This is a genomic window from Amycolatopsis sp. NPDC051102 (genome assembly GCF_040682815.1).
GTDB lineage: Bacteria > Actinomycetota > Actinomycetes > Mycobacteriales > Pseudonocardiaceae > Amycolatopsis.
The window spans coordinates 633,210-649,377 of the sequence record NZ_JBFBBT010000002.1; the positions used below are offsets into that span (position 1 = coordinate 633,210).

The 16,168-nt window shown below is 70.6% G+C and carries 20 protein-coding genes; 9 read left to right on the plus strand and 11 right to left on the minus strand.

The genetic code is table 11. The annotated features are described in order from the left end of the window. Position 1 precedes the first annotated feature (1 nt). The 4 genes from AB0M93_RS08830 to AB0M93_RS08845 are packed head-to-tail and all read right to left on the minus strand — an operon-like array spanning position 2 to position 3,070. Positions 2-940 carry an ABC transporter substrate-binding protein gene (locus AB0M93_RS08830; protein ID WP_364269942.1) on the minus strand — a complete coding sequence of 313 codons (939 nt, stop codon included), beginning with the start codon at positions 938-940 and terminating at the stop codon, positions 2-4. Between the two features lie 8 nt (positions 941-948). Further along, positions 949-1,716 carry an amino acid ABC transporter ATP-binding protein gene (locus tag AB0M93_RS08835; RefSeq protein WP_364269944.1) on the minus strand — a complete coding sequence of 256 codons (768 nt, stop codon included), beginning with the start codon at positions 1,714-1,716 and terminating at the stop codon, positions 949-951. Further along, positions 1,713-2,636 carry an amino acid ABC transporter permease gene (locus tag AB0M93_RS08840; RefSeq protein ID WP_364269946.1) on the minus strand — a complete coding sequence of 308 codons (924 nt, stop codon included), beginning with the start codon at positions 2,634-2,636 and terminating at the stop codon, positions 1,713-1,715. The genes AB0M93_RS08835 and AB0M93_RS08840 overlap by 4 nt, the downstream gene beginning before the upstream one ends. Continuing rightward, positions 2,633-3,070 carry a GNAT family N-acetyltransferase gene (locus AB0M93_RS08845; RefSeq protein WP_364269948.1) on the minus strand — a complete coding sequence of 146 codons (438 nt, stop codon included), beginning with the start codon at positions 3,068-3,070 and terminating at the stop codon, positions 2,633-2,635. The genes AB0M93_RS08840 and AB0M93_RS08845 overlap by 4 nt, the downstream gene beginning before the upstream one ends. A gap of 213 nt (positions 3,071-3,283) precedes the next feature. On the opposite strand from AB0M93_RS08845, the gene AB0M93_RS08850 reads away from it, so the two are divergent. The 3 genes from AB0M93_RS08850 to AB0M93_RS08860 all read left to right on the plus strand — a co-directional run bounded on the left by AB0M93_RS08850 (position 3,284) and on the right by AB0M93_RS08860 (position 6,131). Continuing rightward, positions 3,284-4,279, plus strand: a complete 996-nt coding sequence (locus AB0M93_RS08850) for an LLM class flavin-dependent oxidoreductase (protein WP_364269950.1) — start codon at positions 3,284-3,286, stop codon at positions 4,277-4,279. Continuing rightward, positions 4,276-5,547, plus strand: coding sequence for an LLM class flavin-dependent oxidoreductase (locus tag AB0M93_RS08855; RefSeq protein ID WP_364269952.1), 1,272 nt, complete (start codon positions 4,276-4,278; stop codon positions 5,545-5,547). Before AB0M93_RS08850 ends, AB0M93_RS08855 begins: the two co-directional genes overlap by 4 nt. 95 nt (positions 5,548-5,642) lie before the next feature. Next, the gene (locus tag AB0M93_RS08860; protein ID WP_364269954.1) at positions 5,643-6,131 is read left to right on the plus strand and encodes a carbonic anhydrase; all 489 of its coding nucleotides are present in this window, start codon (positions 5,643-5,645) and stop codon (positions 6,129-6,131) included. Between the two features lie 481 nt (positions 6,132-6,612). Here AB0M93_RS08860 and AB0M93_RS08865 read toward each other — a convergent pair whose 3' ends face one another. Next, a complete protein-coding gene (locus tag AB0M93_RS08865) occupies positions 6,613-7,569 on the minus strand; it encodes an alpha/beta hydrolase (RefSeq protein WP_364269956.1) in 957 nt (318 codons plus the stop codon). A 37-nt stretch (positions 7,570-7,606) separates the two neighbouring features. Here AB0M93_RS08865 and AB0M93_RS08870 point away from each other — a divergent pair, with 37 nt between their 5' ends. Next, positions 7,607-8,083, plus strand: coding sequence for a MarR family transcriptional regulator (locus AB0M93_RS08870; protein WP_364269958.1), 477 nt, complete (start codon positions 7,607-7,609; stop codon positions 8,081-8,083). A 49-nt stretch (positions 8,084-8,132) separates the two neighbouring features. On the opposite strand, the gene AB0M93_RS08875 is transcribed toward AB0M93_RS08870, so the two are convergent. Beyond that, a complete protein-coding gene (locus AB0M93_RS08875) occupies positions 8,133-8,783 on the minus strand; it encodes a TetR/AcrR family transcriptional regulator (protein ID WP_364269960.1) in 651 nt (216 codons plus the stop codon). Between the two features lie 95 nt (positions 8,784-8,878). On the opposite strand from AB0M93_RS08875, the gene AB0M93_RS08880 reads away from it, so the two are divergent. Continuing rightward, the gene (locus AB0M93_RS08880) at positions 8,879-9,874 is read left to right on the plus strand and encodes an NAD(P)-dependent alcohol dehydrogenase (RefSeq protein WP_364269962.1); all 996 of its coding nucleotides are present in this window, start codon (positions 8,879-8,881) and stop codon (positions 9,872-9,874) included. 39 nt (positions 9,875-9,913) lie between these two features. Next, positions 9,914-10,141, plus strand: coding sequence for a hypothetical protein (locus AB0M93_RS08885; RefSeq protein WP_364269964.1), 228 nt, complete (start codon positions 9,914-9,916; stop codon positions 10,139-10,141). Between the two features lie 188 nt (positions 10,142-10,329). Here AB0M93_RS08885 and AB0M93_RS08890 read toward each other — a convergent pair whose 3' ends face one another. Genes AB0M93_RS08890 through AB0M93_RS08900 form a run of 3 tightly spaced genes read right to left on the minus strand, consistent with a single transcriptional unit; the run spans position 10,330 to position 11,721 of the window. Beyond that, on the minus strand, positions 10,330-10,641 hold the full coding sequence (locus AB0M93_RS08890) for a metalloregulator ArsR/SmtB family transcription factor (RefSeq protein WP_364269966.1): 312 nt from the start codon (positions 10,639-10,641) through the stop codon (positions 10,330-10,332). 5 nt (positions 10,642-10,646) lie between these two features. Further along, positions 10,647-11,021, minus strand: coding sequence for a hypothetical protein (locus AB0M93_RS08895; RefSeq protein WP_364269968.1), 375 nt, complete (start codon positions 11,019-11,021; stop codon positions 10,647-10,649). A 58-nt stretch (positions 11,022-11,079) separates the two neighbouring features. After that, entirely contained in the window at positions 11,080-11,721 is a 642-nt protein-coding gene (locus tag AB0M93_RS08900; protein WP_364269970.1) for a class I SAM-dependent methyltransferase, read from the minus strand. Positions 11,722-11,839: 118 nt separating this feature from the next. Here AB0M93_RS08900 and AB0M93_RS08905 point away from each other — a divergent pair, with 118 nt between their 5' ends. The 3 genes from AB0M93_RS08905 to AB0M93_RS08915 all read left to right on the plus strand — a co-directional run bounded on the left by AB0M93_RS08905 (position 11,840) and on the right by AB0M93_RS08915 (position 14,809). Further along, entirely contained in the window at positions 11,840-12,874 is a 1,035-nt protein-coding gene (locus AB0M93_RS08905; protein WP_364269972.1) for an alpha/beta fold hydrolase, read from the plus strand. Positions 12,875-13,228: 354 nt separating this feature from the next. Beyond that, positions 13,229-14,164, plus strand: a complete 936-nt coding sequence (locus AB0M93_RS08910) for a hypothetical protein (protein WP_364269974.1) — start codon at positions 13,229-13,231, stop codon at positions 14,162-14,164. Positions 14,165-14,173: 9 nt separating this feature from the next. Next, positions 14,174-14,809, plus strand: a complete 636-nt coding sequence (locus AB0M93_RS08915) for an AAA family ATPase (RefSeq protein ID WP_364269976.1) — start codon at positions 14,174-14,176, stop codon at positions 14,807-14,809. Here the strand turns inward: AB0M93_RS08915 and AB0M93_RS08920 are convergent. Next, entirely contained in the window at positions 14,806-15,270 is a 465-nt protein-coding gene (locus AB0M93_RS08920) for a hypothetical protein (RefSeq protein ID WP_364269978.1), read from the minus strand. The genes AB0M93_RS08915 and AB0M93_RS08920 overlap by 4 nt on opposite strands. A gap of 29 nt (positions 15,271-15,299) precedes the next feature. Further along, positions 15,300-16,148, minus strand: a complete 849-nt coding sequence (locus AB0M93_RS08925) for an SAM-dependent methyltransferase (RefSeq protein WP_364269980.1) — start codon at positions 16,146-16,148, stop codon at positions 15,300-15,302. Positions 16,149-16,168 lie beyond the last annotated feature (20 nt).

A 16,168-nucleotide genomic window follows, 5' to 3' on the forward strand; every position in this document is an offset into this window, starting at 1 on the left:
CTCACTTCCGGGGCAGGCCCTGGGGGTTGACCTGCGAAGCCGGCAGCGCCTCCGAGGCCAGGTTCCAGCGCTTGAGGACCTCGGCGTACTGGCCGTTCTTGATGATCGTGTCCAGTGCCTGCTGCAGCGCCTTGACCAGGCCGTCGTCCTTTTTGGTCATCGCCGCGATGTCCGCCGGGAGGGTGCCGCCACCGGAGACCGTGCCGACGATCTTGGTCTTCCCGTCGACGGCGACGTGGTAGGCCGAGGTCGGGTTGGGGCCGACGTAGGCGTCGATGCGGCCGGACTGCAAGGCGAGGTAGTAGTCGGACGTCGCCTGGTAGTACTGGAACTTCACCGGGGCCAGGCCGGCGGTCTTGTTCTGCTGGTCCCAGCGCAGCAGGATCTGCTCCTGGTTCGTCCCGGCGCCGACCCCGACGGTGAGCCCGGCGATGTCCTTCGGCTCCTGCACGGTGATGTTCTTTTCCTTCTTGACCTCGAAGGCGATCGTATCCTTGCGATAGGTCGCGAAGTCGTACTTGTCCTTGCGCTCCTCGGTCACCGTGATGTTCGAGAACCCGGCGTCGAACTGCCGGTTCTCCACCGAGAGGAAGAGGTTCTCCCACGACGACGCCTGCAGGTCGAGCTTCAGCCCGAGGACGTCGGCGACCAGCTGCGCGAGGTCGGGTTCGACGCCGATGACCGTCTTGTCGTCGTCGGCGCGGAAAGACAGCGGCGGGGTGCCGTTGCCGGTGGTGCCGACCACCAGCGTGCCGCGGTTCCGGATGCCTTCGGGGACGAGCGCGGCGATGGCGTCCACCTTCTGCGCCCGGATCCGGTTCTGGTTCGCGGTGATGTTGACCCCACCGGGTCGGTCGGCCGCGGGAGCGGTCGCGGCTTCCGGGCTGCCGCACGCGGCCAGCGCGAACACCGACGCCAGCAGAAGGGTTTTCAGTCTCATCATTCTCCTCAGAGGACTTTGTCGACGAAGGCCCGGGTGCGGGCATGGATCGGGTTGTCGAGGACGTCGGCGGGCGGGCCCTGCTCGACCACGCGGCCTCCGTCGAGGAACACGACGGTGTCAGCCACTTCGCGCGCGAAGCCCAGCTCGTGGGTGACGACGACCATCGTCGTGCCGGTGCTCGCCAGGTCGCGGATGACCGTGAGGACTTCCCCCACCAGCTCGGGATCGAGCGCCGAAGTGGGTTCGTCGAAGAGGAGGACGTCCGGTTCGAGGGCCAGCGCCCGCGCGATCGCGACCCGCTGCTGCTGGCCACCGGAGAGCCGACGTGGGTATTCGGCTGCCTTGTCTTCGAGGCCGACTCGGGCCAGCAGCTCGCGGGCCTTCGCCTCGGCTTCGGCGCGGGGACGGCGTTGCGCGGAGATCGGCGCCTCGACGACGTTCTCCAGCACGGTCAGGTGCCCGAACAGGTTGAAGTTCTGGAACACGAACCCGATCTTCGTGCGCTGCTTGAGGATTTCGCGTTCCTTGAGCTCGTGCAGCCGGTTCCCGGAACGCCGGTAGCCCATCAGCTCGCCGCCGACGCTGATGAAGCCGCGGTCGGCGCGTTCGAGGTGGTTGATCAGCCGCAGCAGCGTCGACTTCCCGGAACCGGACGGTCCCAGCAGGACGGTCACTTCCCCTTGACGCACCTGGAGATCCACGCCGTCCAGCACGGTCAGCGTTCCGAAGCTCTTGTGCACGCCCCGCACGTCCACCATGAAATCCGCGGTCACGCCCGCCTCCAGGCCGCTCGCAGGCGCTGCAGCGGCGTCGGGGGCAGCGTGCGCTGGGCGCCCCGGCCGAAATGGCGCTCGACGTAGAACTGCGCGATCGACAGCACGCTGGTCAGCGCGAGGTACCACGCCGTGGCCACCAGCAGCAGCGGGATCACCCGGCCGCTGCGCGTGTAGATCACCTGGACCTGGTAGAACAGCTCGGGCAGTGCCATCACGTACACCTGCGACGTCGCCTTCAGCAAGCCGACGATCTCGTTGGCCGCGGTCGGCACGATCGTGCGCATCGCCTGCGGCAGCACGATCCGCCGGAACTGCCGCCCGGCCGGGATGCCCAGCGCCGCGGCCGCTTCGCGCTGCCCGGCGTCCACCGAGAGGAACCCGGCGCGCACGATCTCCGCCGCGTAGGCCCCTTGGTGCAGGGCGAGCCCGAGGCCGGCGGCGAGGAACGGCGGGATCAGGCTCATCGTGCCGACCGAGACGAACGACGGCCCGAACGGGACGCCGAAGGAGATCTCGTTGTACAGGATCGCGAGGTTGTACCAGAAGAGCAGCTGCAGGATGAGCGGCACCGACCGGAAGATCCACGTGTAGGTCCAGCTGACCGCGCGCAGCAGTGGGTTCCGGGAAATGCGCATCAACGCCAGCACGGTCCCCAGCAGAAATCCCGCCACCACACCGAACAGGGTCAGTTCCAAGGTCAGCGCGATCGCTTCCAAGATCGATTTCTGGAAGACGAAGCGCGCGAACGTCGGCCAGTCGAACGCCTTGTTCGTCACGAGAGCGTGCCCGGCCATCGCGACGAGGACCGCCACGACGACGGCGGCCACCCAGGTCAGCGGATGGCGGGCCGGAACGATCTTCAGGGCGTGGTCCGGCGCTTCGGCAGGTGCGGGGCGCGTTCCGAGATCGCTGGTCATCTCGATCCCACCGCAACGGGAAGCGCTTTCGAGAACGACAGCCGCGTTTGCGGGACGGCATCGACGTCGAAGTGTGGCGTGTACCCGGCGGCGAGGTAGAGCCCGCGCGCCTCGGGCTGGTTCGGGCCCGTGGTCAGGAAGATCCGCGTGTACCCGCGGCCCACGGCTTCGGCCTCCAGTTCGGCGACGACTCGGCGGGCGAGCCCGCGCCCGCGGTGCGCACGGTCGGTCCAGATCCGCTTGAGTTCGGCGGTTTCTTCGTCGTAGCGCTGGAAAGCGCCACCCGCAACGGCGACGCCGTCCGCCAGGAGCAGCAGCAGGCCCCCTTCCGGCGGAGCGAAGTGTTCGCCCGGGTATTGCCGGAGTTTGTGGTGCTCGTCGACGAGCGCGCGGTGGTACCGCGTCGCGTATTCGCGAGCCAGGTCGGCGAGCAAGGGCCGGACCCGCGGATCAGACTGGGCGACCCAGACGGATTCGGGCATGCGTGTGCCTGTTCTGCGATGGGAACGGGGAGAAAAGCGCAGGCGCTTTCCGCTGACACCGACGAACCTTATGAAGCGGACCGGGCCGGGTCAACGAACCGGCCGCGAGTTCCAGATCCTGGAAGCAGGTGCCGAGCGACCCCGCTGCCGGATAGCTGTTGAACCATGACCTCTCGCAGCCTGCACCTCGCGGTCGACCTGGACAGTGGCGGCGCGCACACGGCCACCGGCGCATCGCCGAGCGCTCTGGCCCGCGTCGTCAAGACCGCCGAACGGGCCGGCTTCACCTTCGCCACCTTCGACGACTCACCGCTGCCTCCCGACGTCGGTCCGCGGCTCGACGCGACCACCCGCGCGGCCTACGTCTCGACACTGACCGACCGGCTCGGGCTGGCGCCGGCGGTGAACGTCACCACGGCCGAGCCGTTCCACCTGGCCGCCCAGCTCGCGAGCCTCGATCACGCCTCGCACGGGCGAGCTGGCTGGGTGGTCGGCGCCGACGGCTCGGCCGAGGCCCTCGCGACGATCGGCGGTTCCCGGCTCGACCCCGGCGCGCTGCACCACGAAGTCACCGAGGTGGTCGAGGTCGTCAGCAGGCTGTGGGACTCCTGGGACGACGACGCCGTCGTCAAGGACGTCACCACCGGCCGGTACCTCGACCCGGACAAGGTCCACCACGTCGACTTCACCGGCACGCGGTTCTCGATCAAGGGCCCGCTGATCACGCCGCGGCCACCACAGGGACAGCCGGTCGTACTCGCGCCCGACAGCCTGGCCGAAGCCGCTCGTCCGGACATCGTGCTGGTCGGCGGCGCCGGTCTCGACGACGTCCGCGCCCGCGCCACGCGGGCACGGCAGTCCGGCGCTCCCCTCGTTTTCGCGGAGGTCGACGTCGCGCTCGGCGCCGCCGCACGGCGGCCGCACAGCGACCGGTTGCGCTACACCGGGTCCGCCACCGGGCTCACCGAGCTGCTCGGCTGGCTCGCCACGAGCGTCGACGGCGTCCGGCTGCTCCTCGCGGACCTGGCGGCCGGCCTGCCGGTGCTGGCGGGTGAGGTGCTGCCCGCGCTGCGTTCGGAAGGCTTGCTCGTCCCGCCGGAACCCGGCGTCACACTTCGCACCTCGCTCGGACTTCCGCGCGTGGAAAGCGTGTTCGCATGACCGCGCGGCTGCACCTCGGCGTGTTCTACACCGGCGTCGGCCCCCAGTTCCTGTGGGACGACCCGTCGAACGCCGACCACACCGCGATCGAGACGTACGTCTCCGTGGCGAAGACCCTCGAACGCGGCCTGTTCGATGCGTTCTTCCTCGGCGAGGGCCTGCGGGTGCGGGAGAACCGCGGCCGCGTCCACGCCCTCGACGTCGCCGGCCGCCCGGACGCCATCACCCAGCTGTGCGCGCTGGCCGCCGCCACCACGCGCATCGGGCTGGTGGCCACCCAGAACACCACCTACAACTTCCTCGCCGACCTCGCCCGCCGGCTGTCCTCCTTGGACTTCCTGTCGGGCGGCCGGGCGGGCTGGAACATCGTCACCACCGACAACGCCTGGACCGGCGCCAACTTCCGCCGCGGCGGCTGGCTCGCCCACGAACGCCGCTACGAACGAGCCGAGCAGTTCGTCGAAGCCGCCCTCGCCCTCTGGTCCGGCGGCGGCCCGGTGAACCGGCACACCGACCTGGTGAACCTGCGGGCCACGCCCATGGTGCCCCCCAGTCCGCAGGGGCGCCCGGTGCTGTTCCAGGCGGGTGACTCCCCCGGCGGCCGCGAACTGGCGGCGAAGTACGCCGACGTCGTCTTCTCCGCCAACACCGCCTACGACAAGGCCGTCGCCTACGCCGAAGACCTGCGTGCCCGGCTCGCCCGCCACGGCCGGCCCGCCGATGCCGTCCGCATCCTGCCCGGCACGACCGTCGTCCTCGGCGACACCCCCGCCGAAGCCGCCGAACGAGCCGAGGACGTCCGGCGGCGCCAGATCACCCCGCAGCGCGCGCTGGCGTTCCTCGAGCAGTACTGGGGCCAGGACCTGTCGGTCTACGACCCACACGGGCCGCTGCCGGACATCGAACCGGCCGAGGGCGAGCTCGACCCGTCCCGCGGGACGATCCCGATCGCCGACCGGACCGGCAAAATCGACCGGATCCGGCAGTGGCGGGAGCTGGCGGAGGCGAAGAAGCTCTCGATCCACCAGCTGGTCCTGGAGGTGCAGCCGCACCGGCACGGCTTCGTGGGCACTCCCGGCCAGGTCGCCGACGAGTGGGCGCGGTACGTCCGCACTCGCGCGGTCGACGGGTTCAACATCAGCCCGCACCTGGTGCCGGCCGCGCTCGACGACATCGTCGACCGGCTGGTCCCCGAGCTGCAGGACCGCGGCGTCTACCGCACCGAGTACGAAGGCACGACGCTGCGCGAGCACCTGGAGCTGCCTTGACCGTCTCCGGGAATCCAGTCCGTGGGCACGATTGCGCATCCGCGCCCGGAAGAGTCCACTCGGCGTAACCCCTTGCCCCCGAGGAAAGGATGACCATGTCGGTCACCGACGAGCTCCTGGCCAACAACGCCGAATACGCCGCGGGCTTCACCGGGCCGCTGCCCCTGCCGCCCGCCAAGCACCTCGCTGTGCTCGCCTGCATGGACGCCCGCATCAACGTCTACGGCGTCCTCGGCCTGCAGGAGGGTGAGGCCCACGTGATCCGCAACGCCGGCGGCGTGGTCACCGAGGACGAGATCCGGTCGCTGGCCATCAGCCAGCGGCTGCTCGGCACCGAGGAGATCATCCTCATCCACCACACCGACTGCGGCATGCTCACCTTCACCGACGACGGCTTCAAGCGGTCCATCCAGGAGGAGACCGGCATCAAGCCCGCCTGGGCCGCCGAAGCCTTCAGCGACCCCGACGAGGACGTCCGCCAGTCGATCGCCCGGATCAAGAACAGCCCGTTCATCCCGAAGAAGGATTCCGTGCGAGGCTTCGTCTTCGACGTCGCCACCGGAAAGCTGCACGAAGTGGAGTGAACCACGGCGCTCACACGCCAGTCAGCTGCTGCGGCGCCGGCCAGGTCGATCGCCGCCGTGTTCTCCTCCGCCCGGGTACGCACGGCGGCGAGCGGCACCGCGACGGATCGGCCGAAGACGGAACACGCACTTCAGGCGGAACTGTCAGCTCCACCCGACGCTCGACCAGAGCCGTCGCAGGTGCGGCTCTGGCGTGCCGCCCGAGATCCGCGACCGGTTCACCGACCAAGGACGCTCAAGGAATCGACGTGTCGCTGCTCGCCCGCACCCCGCCGGGAATCCAGCCACTGCCACCCGGGCAGGCAACGGCATCGACATCCAGCGCAGCCGGAGGGAGCCGGCCTGAGCCCACCCGCCCTTGCGGGACCTCGGTGCACGGACCACTCATGTCGGCTTCCGGCTGTGCAGCGCGATTTCCGCACCCATCAGTCCACACCAGACAGCGCAGCTCGTGCGATCCCGCTTCGACCAAGCTGGAGGACTACCTGCTGACGGCGGAGGCGCCGCTGGCGGGCTTCGCCTGCCCGGCCTGATCCGCCGGACGGCGGACGTGCTGGCCGAGGAAGAACGCCGCACGGTCGAGGGCCTGGTCCGCCTCCTCGAGCCGGCCGGCGAACGCCTGGAACACGTGCGGCACGTCGGCCGTGACGTCGAGGACCACGTCGACCCCCGCGCCCCACGCGCGGGCGGCCAGGCGCGTGGAGTCGTCCAGCAGCACCTCGTTGGTGCCCACCTGCAGCAGCATCGGCGGGAACCCGGACAGGTCGGCGCACACCGCGGGGCTGGCCAGTTCCTGGTGCGGGTCCTGGCCGGCGAGGTACATCGCGCTCGTCGGCACGAAGCTCTCCCGCGTGAAGAACGGGTCGATCCCCGCCTTGGTGTCCATGCTTTCGCCCGTGCGGGTCGCGTCGAGACCCGGGGAGAACGCCACGAGCGCGGCCGGCATCGGCAGCCCCTCGGCGCGGGCGCGCAGGCACGTGGTGACGGTCAAGCCGCCTCCCGCCGAATCCCCGGCGAACACGATCGCCGACGGATCCACGCCGCGTTCGAGCAGCGCGCGGTAGGCGGCCACCGTGTCCTCGATCCCCGCGGGGAAAGGGTGTTCCGGAGCGAGGCGGTAGTCCAGCGAGTAGGCCGCCCACCCGGTCCGCGTCACGAGGTTGCCGGTCACGGAAAGCGCTGTCTCCGGAGCGCCGAGGACGAACGAGCCGCCGTGGAAGTACAGGATCACGCCGTCGCCCGGCTCGCCCTCAGGCTTCACCAGCAGGGCTCGGCGGCCGCCGAGCTCGGACTGCGTGGTCCTGATTCCGGCCGGGACGACCATCCCGGCCATCATGGCGGCGAAACCCGCCCGCATGTCCTCGATCGCCTGCGGCCCTGGGGGTTTCGGCTGCGCCCGCAGCATGGTGTCGATCTCGGCGCGCTGATGCCTGCTCATCGTCGTCCCTCCGGTAGATGCCTGTACAGTATATGCCATGGCATCTAACTCGGCGGCCACCCCGATCGACCACCGGGTCCTGTTCGCGGACCTGGTCCGCTGCGAGACGCGGCTCTACAACGCGCTCAACGACCGGCTGCGCGACCGGCACGGGATCGTCACCTCGCAGTACGAGTTCCTGCACCACCTGCGGAAACACCCCGGAGTCCGCGTGGCCGACCTCGCCGCCGAGTTCGCCATCGGCATCGGCGCCACCAGCAAGGGCATCGACCGCCTGGAGCGCGCCGGCTGGGTCGCGCGGCAGCCGAACCCGGCCGACCGCCGGTCGTCGCTCCTGGTGCTGACCGAGGACGGCACGAAGCTGATCGAGGCCGCGGAACGGACCTTCGCCGAGCGTGTCGCGGAGCTGGTCTCCAGCGCGCTCGACGACACGCGGATCCGAGCCGTCGCCGACGCGATGGCACTGCTGCGCGCCGCACTCGAACGCGCGGAAATCGGCCTGCCCACCGGCTGAGGCCAGGTCGCAGCCAACCAGGTCAACCCGGGTAGCGGCGCGGCGCGGGTCAGCCGGGCAACCGCCGTTCCAGGCCGTCGAGGATCAGTTCCAACCCGAAGTCGAATTCGTCGGCGTAGTCGTAGCCGGGTTGCAGGACTCGCTGCACGGCGAACTCGACCAGGTGCGGGTACTCCTCCGCCGGGAACTGCTCCATGAAGCCCGCCATCGACTGGTTCAGGTTCTGCGGCGTGAACGGCAGCGCCGCCTCTTCCAGGGCGAACCCGTAGATGTAACTGTCCAGCAGCGAGTAGGCGTGTCCGGCCAGCTCGATCGGGAAGCCGCCTCGACGCAGGGTGGCGAGCACCGCGTCGTGATGGCGCAGCGTGGCCGGCCCCGGGCGCGAGCGCGACTCCATGAAGGGGGTCGCCCACGGGTGGCGGCGCAGCACGGCACGGGCCGAGTGGGCGCGGTGGTTCAGCGCCGGCCGCCAGCCGACGTCTTCCGGTGGGAGGTCGATCTCGCCGAAGACGACGTCGATGATGCCGTCGATGATCGCCTCCTTGTTCGCCACGTGGTGGTACAGCGACATCGGCTTGACACCGAGTTCGGCGGCGACGGAGCGGATCGTCAGAGCGGCGATGCCACCCGTGTCCGCCACCGCGATCGCCGCGGCGAACAGCCGCTCCCTGGTCAGTGGCTCCCGTTGGGTTCCGGTCATCTCCCCGCTCGCCTGGAGGTCGTGGTTGACAACGACACCCGTCAGCGTACCGTACTAAGTACGCCGTACTTAGTACGACCGGAAGGGGTGCAGCGATGAGAACAACCGGACTGCCGACTCGGAGCGGGACGATGCAGGCGATCGTCCAGAACGGCTACGGCTCCGCGGACGTCCTGCGGATGGCCGAGGTCGAACGCCCCGCCATCGCGGGCAACGAAGTGCTCGTGCGGGTACGCGCCGCCGGCGTCGACCGCGGCGTGTGGCACTTCATGGCGGGCAAGCCGTACGCCGCGCGGCTTGCCCTCGGCAAGCCGGAGAACCGGGTCGCCGGGATGGACTTGGCCGGCACGGTCGTCGCGGTCGGCGACGCCGTGACGAGGTTCGCGGTCGGCGACGAGGTGTTCGGCGTCGGCAAGGGCTCGTTCGCCGAGTACGCGGCGGCGCGTGAGGACAAACTCGCCCCCAAGCTCGCCATGCTCAGCTTCGAGCAGGCTGCCGTCATCGCGGTCTCCGGGGTCACCGCCCTGCAGGGCGTGCGCGACGCCGGCCGGGTCCGGGCCGGCCAGCGCGTGCTGGTGATCGGCGCGTCCGGAGGTGTCGGTACGTATGCCGTCCAATTGGCCAAAGCCTTCGGCGCCGAGGTGACCGGCGTGTGCACCACGGCGAAGGTCGAGCTCGTCCGCTCGATCGGCACGGACCACGTGCTGGACTACACCAAAGCCGACTTCGCCGACGGCAGCGGACGCTACGACGTGGTCATGGACATCGGCGGCCTCAGCAGCTTTTCCCGGCTGCGCCGAGCGCTCACCCCCCGGGGAACGCTCGTCATCACCGGCGGCGAGGGCGGCGGCACATGGCTCGGCATGGGCCGGCCGTTCCACGCGTTCGCGTTGTCGCCCTTCGTGCGGCAGCGCCTGACCGCGTTCGTCGCCCGGCAGCGGTACACCGACATGGAAACCCTGCGCGGACTCATCGAGGCCGGTCAGGTCACCCCGGTGATCGGCGCGACGTACCCGTTGGCGGAAGTGCCCGAGGCGCTGCGTCAGCTGGAAGCAGGACAGGCACGGGGCAAGATCGCCATCAGGATCTGACCGGGTCCGGATCGATACCCGCGGTGAGGAAAAGGCTCAATGTCGCATTCGGTGCTGACCACCCACACTCCGGCAGCAGCACCGGCGACGACGGATCCGTTGCGGCGCATGGCCCGCGTCGCCGGTGCGCTGTCCCTGTCCACCTCTCAGGACACGAGCTGGCTCAGCGGCCCGTCGGCGTCGTCGAAGTTGCGGGTGCTCATGGCCTGGACCCCGGCGGTGTGGTCTCCGTTGAACGGGGTGACCGTGCCGGGCAGCCTGCCTTGACGGCGTCGGCGGGCGCGTTGAACCAGAAGCCGACGTGGAAGGTGTGGATCGGGGCGAACGGACGATTGCCGGCCGCATCCTCGCGGCAATGCCCCGGCGAGTGGCGTGCCGCACGCCGAGTGCCAGGCGACGATGATGCCCGGTCCACAGTGGACGTCTTGGCGTCCAGCCAGGTGAAGACGGCCGGCCTACGCGTCGGCGTTCGCGACGATGGCGTCGAGCAAACCGGGGAACCGTTCGGCGAGCTCCTCGCGGCGCAGCGCGACGTACTGCTGGTTACCGCGCTGCGTGCGCCGCACGATGCCGCTCTCGCGCAGCACGCGGAAGTGGTGGGAGGCGTTGGACTTGCTCAATCCGAGGTCGGCGTAGACACGCGAGCACTCGCATTCGCCGAGGGTGGCCATCGTGCGCACCATGTGCAGCCGGGAGGGATCGGCGAATCCGCGCATGACATCGGCCAGGCCGAGGCCGGCCAGGTCCGGGTGCGGCCGATCGGACACCGGGTTCAGCCCGCGGCGGTGAAGACCTGCTTGCTGAACAGGACGTCCAGCCGGTGCACGTGCGCGGGCGCGGCCAGGATGTCGTTCATCCGCTCGATGTCGCGGAAGATGTCCCCGCCGCCTCCGTCCACGTGGGCCTGGCGGCCGGCGATGCTCGGGAAGACCTCGAAGATGCCGAAGGTGGTCGGTCTGAACTGCACGCCGTACCAGGGTCCGGTCTCCGGCTCGCCCTCCACGCACCCGAGGATGTCACGCAACATCATCCGGACCTCATCCACCTTGTCCGGTCGCGCCTCGATCTCGATGTAGAACGCCTTGGTCCCGTCCACACCGTTACGCCCGGTCATCAGGACGCCCTCGTGCCGCTCGCCGTGCGTCATGTCCGCATCCCTCACTCGACAGGTTCAATCGTCATTGAACCATAGGACGCCTCACCCGTCACACGGTCGCTATTCCGATGATCAGCGGGTGCACCACCGAAGGCATCCCTCGCCACCTCGCCGTGCTCATCTCCTCGATGGCGAACCGCTGCTTGAGGAGCGCGACGGTGTCGCGATCGCAGCGGCAGCCCTGCGCGAACGCCGCCCACGGCCCCGCCAGCCGCGTCTGCCGGCGCGCCAGCTTCGGGTCCTCGGCGCGCACGTGCTCGCAGAACAGCAGGCGCCCACCAGGCCGCAGCACCCGCACGAGCTCGGCCAGCACCCGATCGACGTCGGGGACCGTGCAGAGGACCAGCGTCGACACGACCGTGTCGACGCTGGCGTCCGCCATCGGCAGCGCGTCCGCCGGGGCCTGCACCAGCCGCATCCCGGGGCGGCCCGCCACGCGCTTTTCGAGCCGCCGGTACATCGCCGGGACGGGCTCGGTCAGCACGACCTCCGCCGTCTCCGGGTAGTGCCCGACGTTGAGCCCGGTCCCCGCCCCGATCTCGACCACCCGGCCATGCGCGCGCCGCAGCAGTTCCCCGCGCCGGCCCGCCAAGCCGAGCCGCTCCCCCCGGCGCAGGAACGGTTCGTACAGTGCCGCCCCGAACCGTTCCCCGAGCCCGTCCCGTGCCTCCACGCTGTCCCCTCCGGCCATCGTTCCTCCTCCACACCGCCGATGCGCTGCAGCACACCAGCCACCGGCCGCCCGCCGCATCACCCGCTCGTGCCATTCCGGGAACTGGCCGGAACGGGCCACGGCCTACGCTCGTGGCATGCCGGGACAAGACCAGGTCGTGCGGTTCACCGCTGCGGGCGATCGCCCCCTCGCCTGGGCCGCCGTCGGCGCGGGGCCGCCGCTCGTCGTCGGCGGCTGGTGGTGCGGGCACCTCGAACTGGACTGGCAGGACCCGCTGTTCCGGCGGTTCGCCGGCCTGCTCGGCGACCGGTTCACCCTCGTCCGCTACGACCGGCCCGGCGTCGGCATGTCCGACGCCGCCGGGCCGCTGGTCACCTCGCTCGCCGAAGAGGTGGCCGCGTTGAGCGCCGTCGTCGACGCGGCCGGGCCGAAGGTGACCCTGTTCGGCGGTTCGTCCGGCGGCTGCGCCGCGATGGCGTACGCGGCGGCCCACCCCGACCGCGTGGAGCGGCTCGTCCTCTACGGCAGCTACGCCTGCGGCACGGAGATCGCCACGGCGGAAGCCCGCGATTCCCTGCTGGCGGTCGTCGGACGGCACTGGGGCGTGGGGTCCCGGGTGCTCGCCGACCTGTTCCTGCCGACCGCCACCCCGGCCGAACGCGACGAGTTCGTCCGGTTCCAGCGCGCAAGCCTCACCGCGGAGAAAGCGGCGCGCTCGCTCGCGGCGGTGTACGCCTTCGACGTCCGGGACCGGCTGGACGCGATCGAGGTGCCGACGCTCGTCCTGCACCGCCGCGACGACCGCGCGATCCCGTTCGCCCTGGGCCAGGACGTCGCCGCCCGCATCCCGGGCGCCGCCTTCGTCCCGCTCGACGGAACCGACCACCTGCCCTGGCGCGGGGACGTGGACGGGCTCGTCCGCGCCGTGCGGGAGTTCCTCGGCGCCGGCCGGGCCGCCCGCCGAGCCGGCTCGCCGCGCCACGAGCTCTCCGAACGCGAACTCGACGTGCTGCGCCTGGTCGCGCACGGGTTGAGCGACCAGGAGATCGCGCGCCGGCTCGGGATCAGCGCCCACACCGCGCACCGCCACGTGTCGAACATCCGCGGCAAGCTCGGCGTGTCGTCGCGAGCGGCGGCCGCCGCGCACGCCGCCACCGCCGGGCTGCTCTGACTCAGGCCGAGGACTGCCGGGCACGCCGAGCTTCCAGAACACGAACGCCGGCTCCTGGCGCACCTTGCTTTCGCGGCGCAGGCCGTCCCGGACCGCGGGGCCGAAGCCCAGGAGGCTCGAAAGGGCACCGAAGATCGTCGCCGCCGGTGGCGCGGCACTCACCACCCCACCCGCGACGGCGAAGCCCGCCGTGGCCAGGACGAAGGGCAGGTCACGCAGCAAAGTGTTGCGCTGCATGGCTTTCTCGATGACGCGGATGTTCGGCCGGAACACCTCGTCGAAGACCCGGGTGACGTCGGCGGAGAACCGCTCCTCGTCCGGATCGGAGCCGATCAGGTCTTCGGCCAGCGCGAGGTGCCGCCGGAAGGCGTCGAACGCTTCGTCGTTCCCCCGGATCGCGAGCAGGTCCCGCGTCGGCACCTCTTCCAGGACCGGCCGGGTGAACGTGTCGACGAAGGACAGCAGCCTCGTCCCGGGGTGCAGGCCGTTCATCGCGTCGCGGGCCAGCCGCCAGTACGCGTCGGACGTGCTCCAGAACGTCCCGTCGACCGCTTCCGCGTGCAGCAGCCCGTTCCACGTGGTCAGGGACTGCAGGGTCAGCCGCGGTTCGACGGTGAAGCGGGCGATCTCGGCCGGCCCCATGCCGAATTCCGTCCACAGCTCGCGGTCCAGCTCGATCTTCGCGTGCTCGGCCAGCAACGGCAGCCGGTACTCGACCCACTGCGGATAGCCGAGCACGTCGTAGCCGAGCATCTCCAGGTGTTCGCCGAGGTGGTCGGTGACCGCGCGCTCCACCGCGGCCACGGTCTCCTCGGCCGCCATGCGCAGCGGCCGGAACACGACGAGCCCGGCCCGCACCAGCGGCAGCACGTCCCACATCCGTTCCAGCTGGGTCGCCAGGTGGGCCAGCAGCCGGGTGCCGGTCCCCCGGCCGAAGGTCCGCCGGTAGAAGTGGGCGAATCGCTTGATGTGGTCCTGCACGTACAGCAGCGGGTCGTCGCAGATCACCAGGTCGGCGACCGGCACCGAGCTCTTCACCTCGGCGGACCAGTCACGCCAGGGATCGAGGGCGATGACGGCGACCCGGCCCGGTTCCTCGCCGGGTGCGGGCAACTCCGCGTAGTAGGCGCGGAGCCGTTCCAGCACCGCTTCGGCGTCTTTGCGCTCGCTCAGCGACAATTCGAGCTCGGGGAGCAGTTCGCCGAGGAACCGGCTGTACTCGCTGTCGGCGGGCATTCCGGCACTCTACGGGGAAAAAACGCGTTGGCGGGCGGGTTCGGGCGACCTTAGGGTCTGCCGGTGTCCGCTACCCGGCCTGAGCCGCCGAGCCACGTGATGAGAGTCCTCGGCCCCCGCGACCCGCTGCCGGTCGAGCCGGTGCGGCGCATCGCGGTCGCCGGCGCCCCCGGCGCGGGCAAAACAACGCTCGCCCGGATGCTCTGCGGACGGATGGGCCTGCCGTTCGTCGAGTTCGAATCCTTCTACCACGCACCGGGCTGGACGGTCCGGCCCACCTGGCGGGAGGACGTGCTGGCCTTTCTCGAGGAGCCCGCGTGGGCGATCGAATGGCAGGGCGAGGACGTGCGCGAGGCGATGACCGCCCGGACCCAGGTCCTGGTCTGGCTCGACCACCCGCGGGCCTACGTCGTCGCGCGGACGGCGTTCCGGACGGTCAAGAGACGGCTCGGCTACGGGACCGCCATCGCGGGCGGCAACGTCGAGCCGCCGCTGCGCGCCTTCTTCACCGATCCCGGCCACATCGTCCGGGAGTCGTGGCACCGGCACCCGGTGATGCGCGCGCGGGTTCGCCGGGTGATCGCCGAGAACCGGCACCGGAGCCTGGTGATCGTCCGGCTGCGCGGACAGCGGCAGGTCGACGCCTGGCTCCGCGGCCCGTTCACCGACAGCCTCGCTGGAGGAGCGAATCCGGGCTAGGCGGTGAGGAGGCGCCGGATCCGTTCGTACTCCGCGGACATCTCCGGGGTGGCGAGCACGTCGTCGAGATCGGCGTTGACCTGGAAGTCGACGTCCTCGATCGAGCGGATGGCCAGTTCGTAGAGTTCGCCTCGCCGCCGGCCCCGGAGGTAGGTGCTCCAGTGCATGAGCGCGGTCAGCGCGGCGACGATTCCGCGGTCCAGGTCGTCGTCCACGAGGATTCCTGCGTCGATCCGGGCGATCAAGGTCTCCAGTTCTCCGGCGTCGATGGTCAAGATCGACTCCCGCGCGCGGGTCAGCGCGGCCCAGGCGTCTTCGGTGAGTTCGTCCTGTCCCGCGTCGGCCACGACCTCGTCGCGGAGCAGCCGGGTGATCGTCGCGGCGCCGAACGCCTCGGCACTCTCGTCGCCGGCGGCGATGACGAGCTGCAGGACGGCCGTCTCCAGTTCCGGGTACTTCACCCCCGGACCCTATCGGGCCGCGTTCCGGGTCAGGGTTTGCGCCCGACTCCGGCCAGCATCACCGACTCGCTGGGGTCCGCGAAGTCGATCACGGGCGTGTCGGGGCCACTGTCCTCGGGGTGCCAGGACGCCGTCCACGTGACGCCGGGCTCCAGCAGGGCGAAGTCGCCGAACAGCGCAGCGAACTCCGCCTTCGACCGCAGCACGTGCTTGCTGACGTCGTCGTCGTACATCCGGATGATCGCGTGCAGCTGCGCGGCGATCTCCTCGGGCAGTCCCTCGTGGGTGATCTGGGACAGCACCAGGTACGAGCCCGACGGCAGCAGGTCCCGGTACCGCGCAATGGCTTCCGGACCCGCGTCGCGGCCGTCGGGGCCGGTCTGCTGGACGTGCAGCACCGCGGTGACCAGCAGGGCCAGCGGCTCGCCGAGGTCGACCACGCCGGTCCGGGCGACAGCGTCCCAGACGCCGTCGGGATCACGCAGATCGCCGTGGATCACCGCGTGCCGGGCGGGGTCGCCGTGCTGCTCCAGCAAGATCCGGGAGTGCGCGACCGCAACGGGTTCGTAGTCGATGTAGACGACCCGGGAGTCCGGCGCCACCTCGTCGGCGACCTGGTGCACGTTGCCCATCGTGGGCACGCCGGAGCCGATGTCGACGAACTGCCGCACACCCCGGGCCACCAGGTGCCGCACCGCGCGGTGCAGGAAGGCCCGGTTGGCCCGGGCGCAGTACATCCCGGCCGGGAACGTCGCCAGGACCTTCTTGCCGAACTCACGATCGATCGCCCAGTTGGCCGTGCCGCCGAGGTACCAGTCGTAGACCCGCGCCACGCTGGGACGCTCCAGGTCCACCCCCGGTAAGGGTTCCTCCGTCATGCCGCCTCCCCACCGTGCCG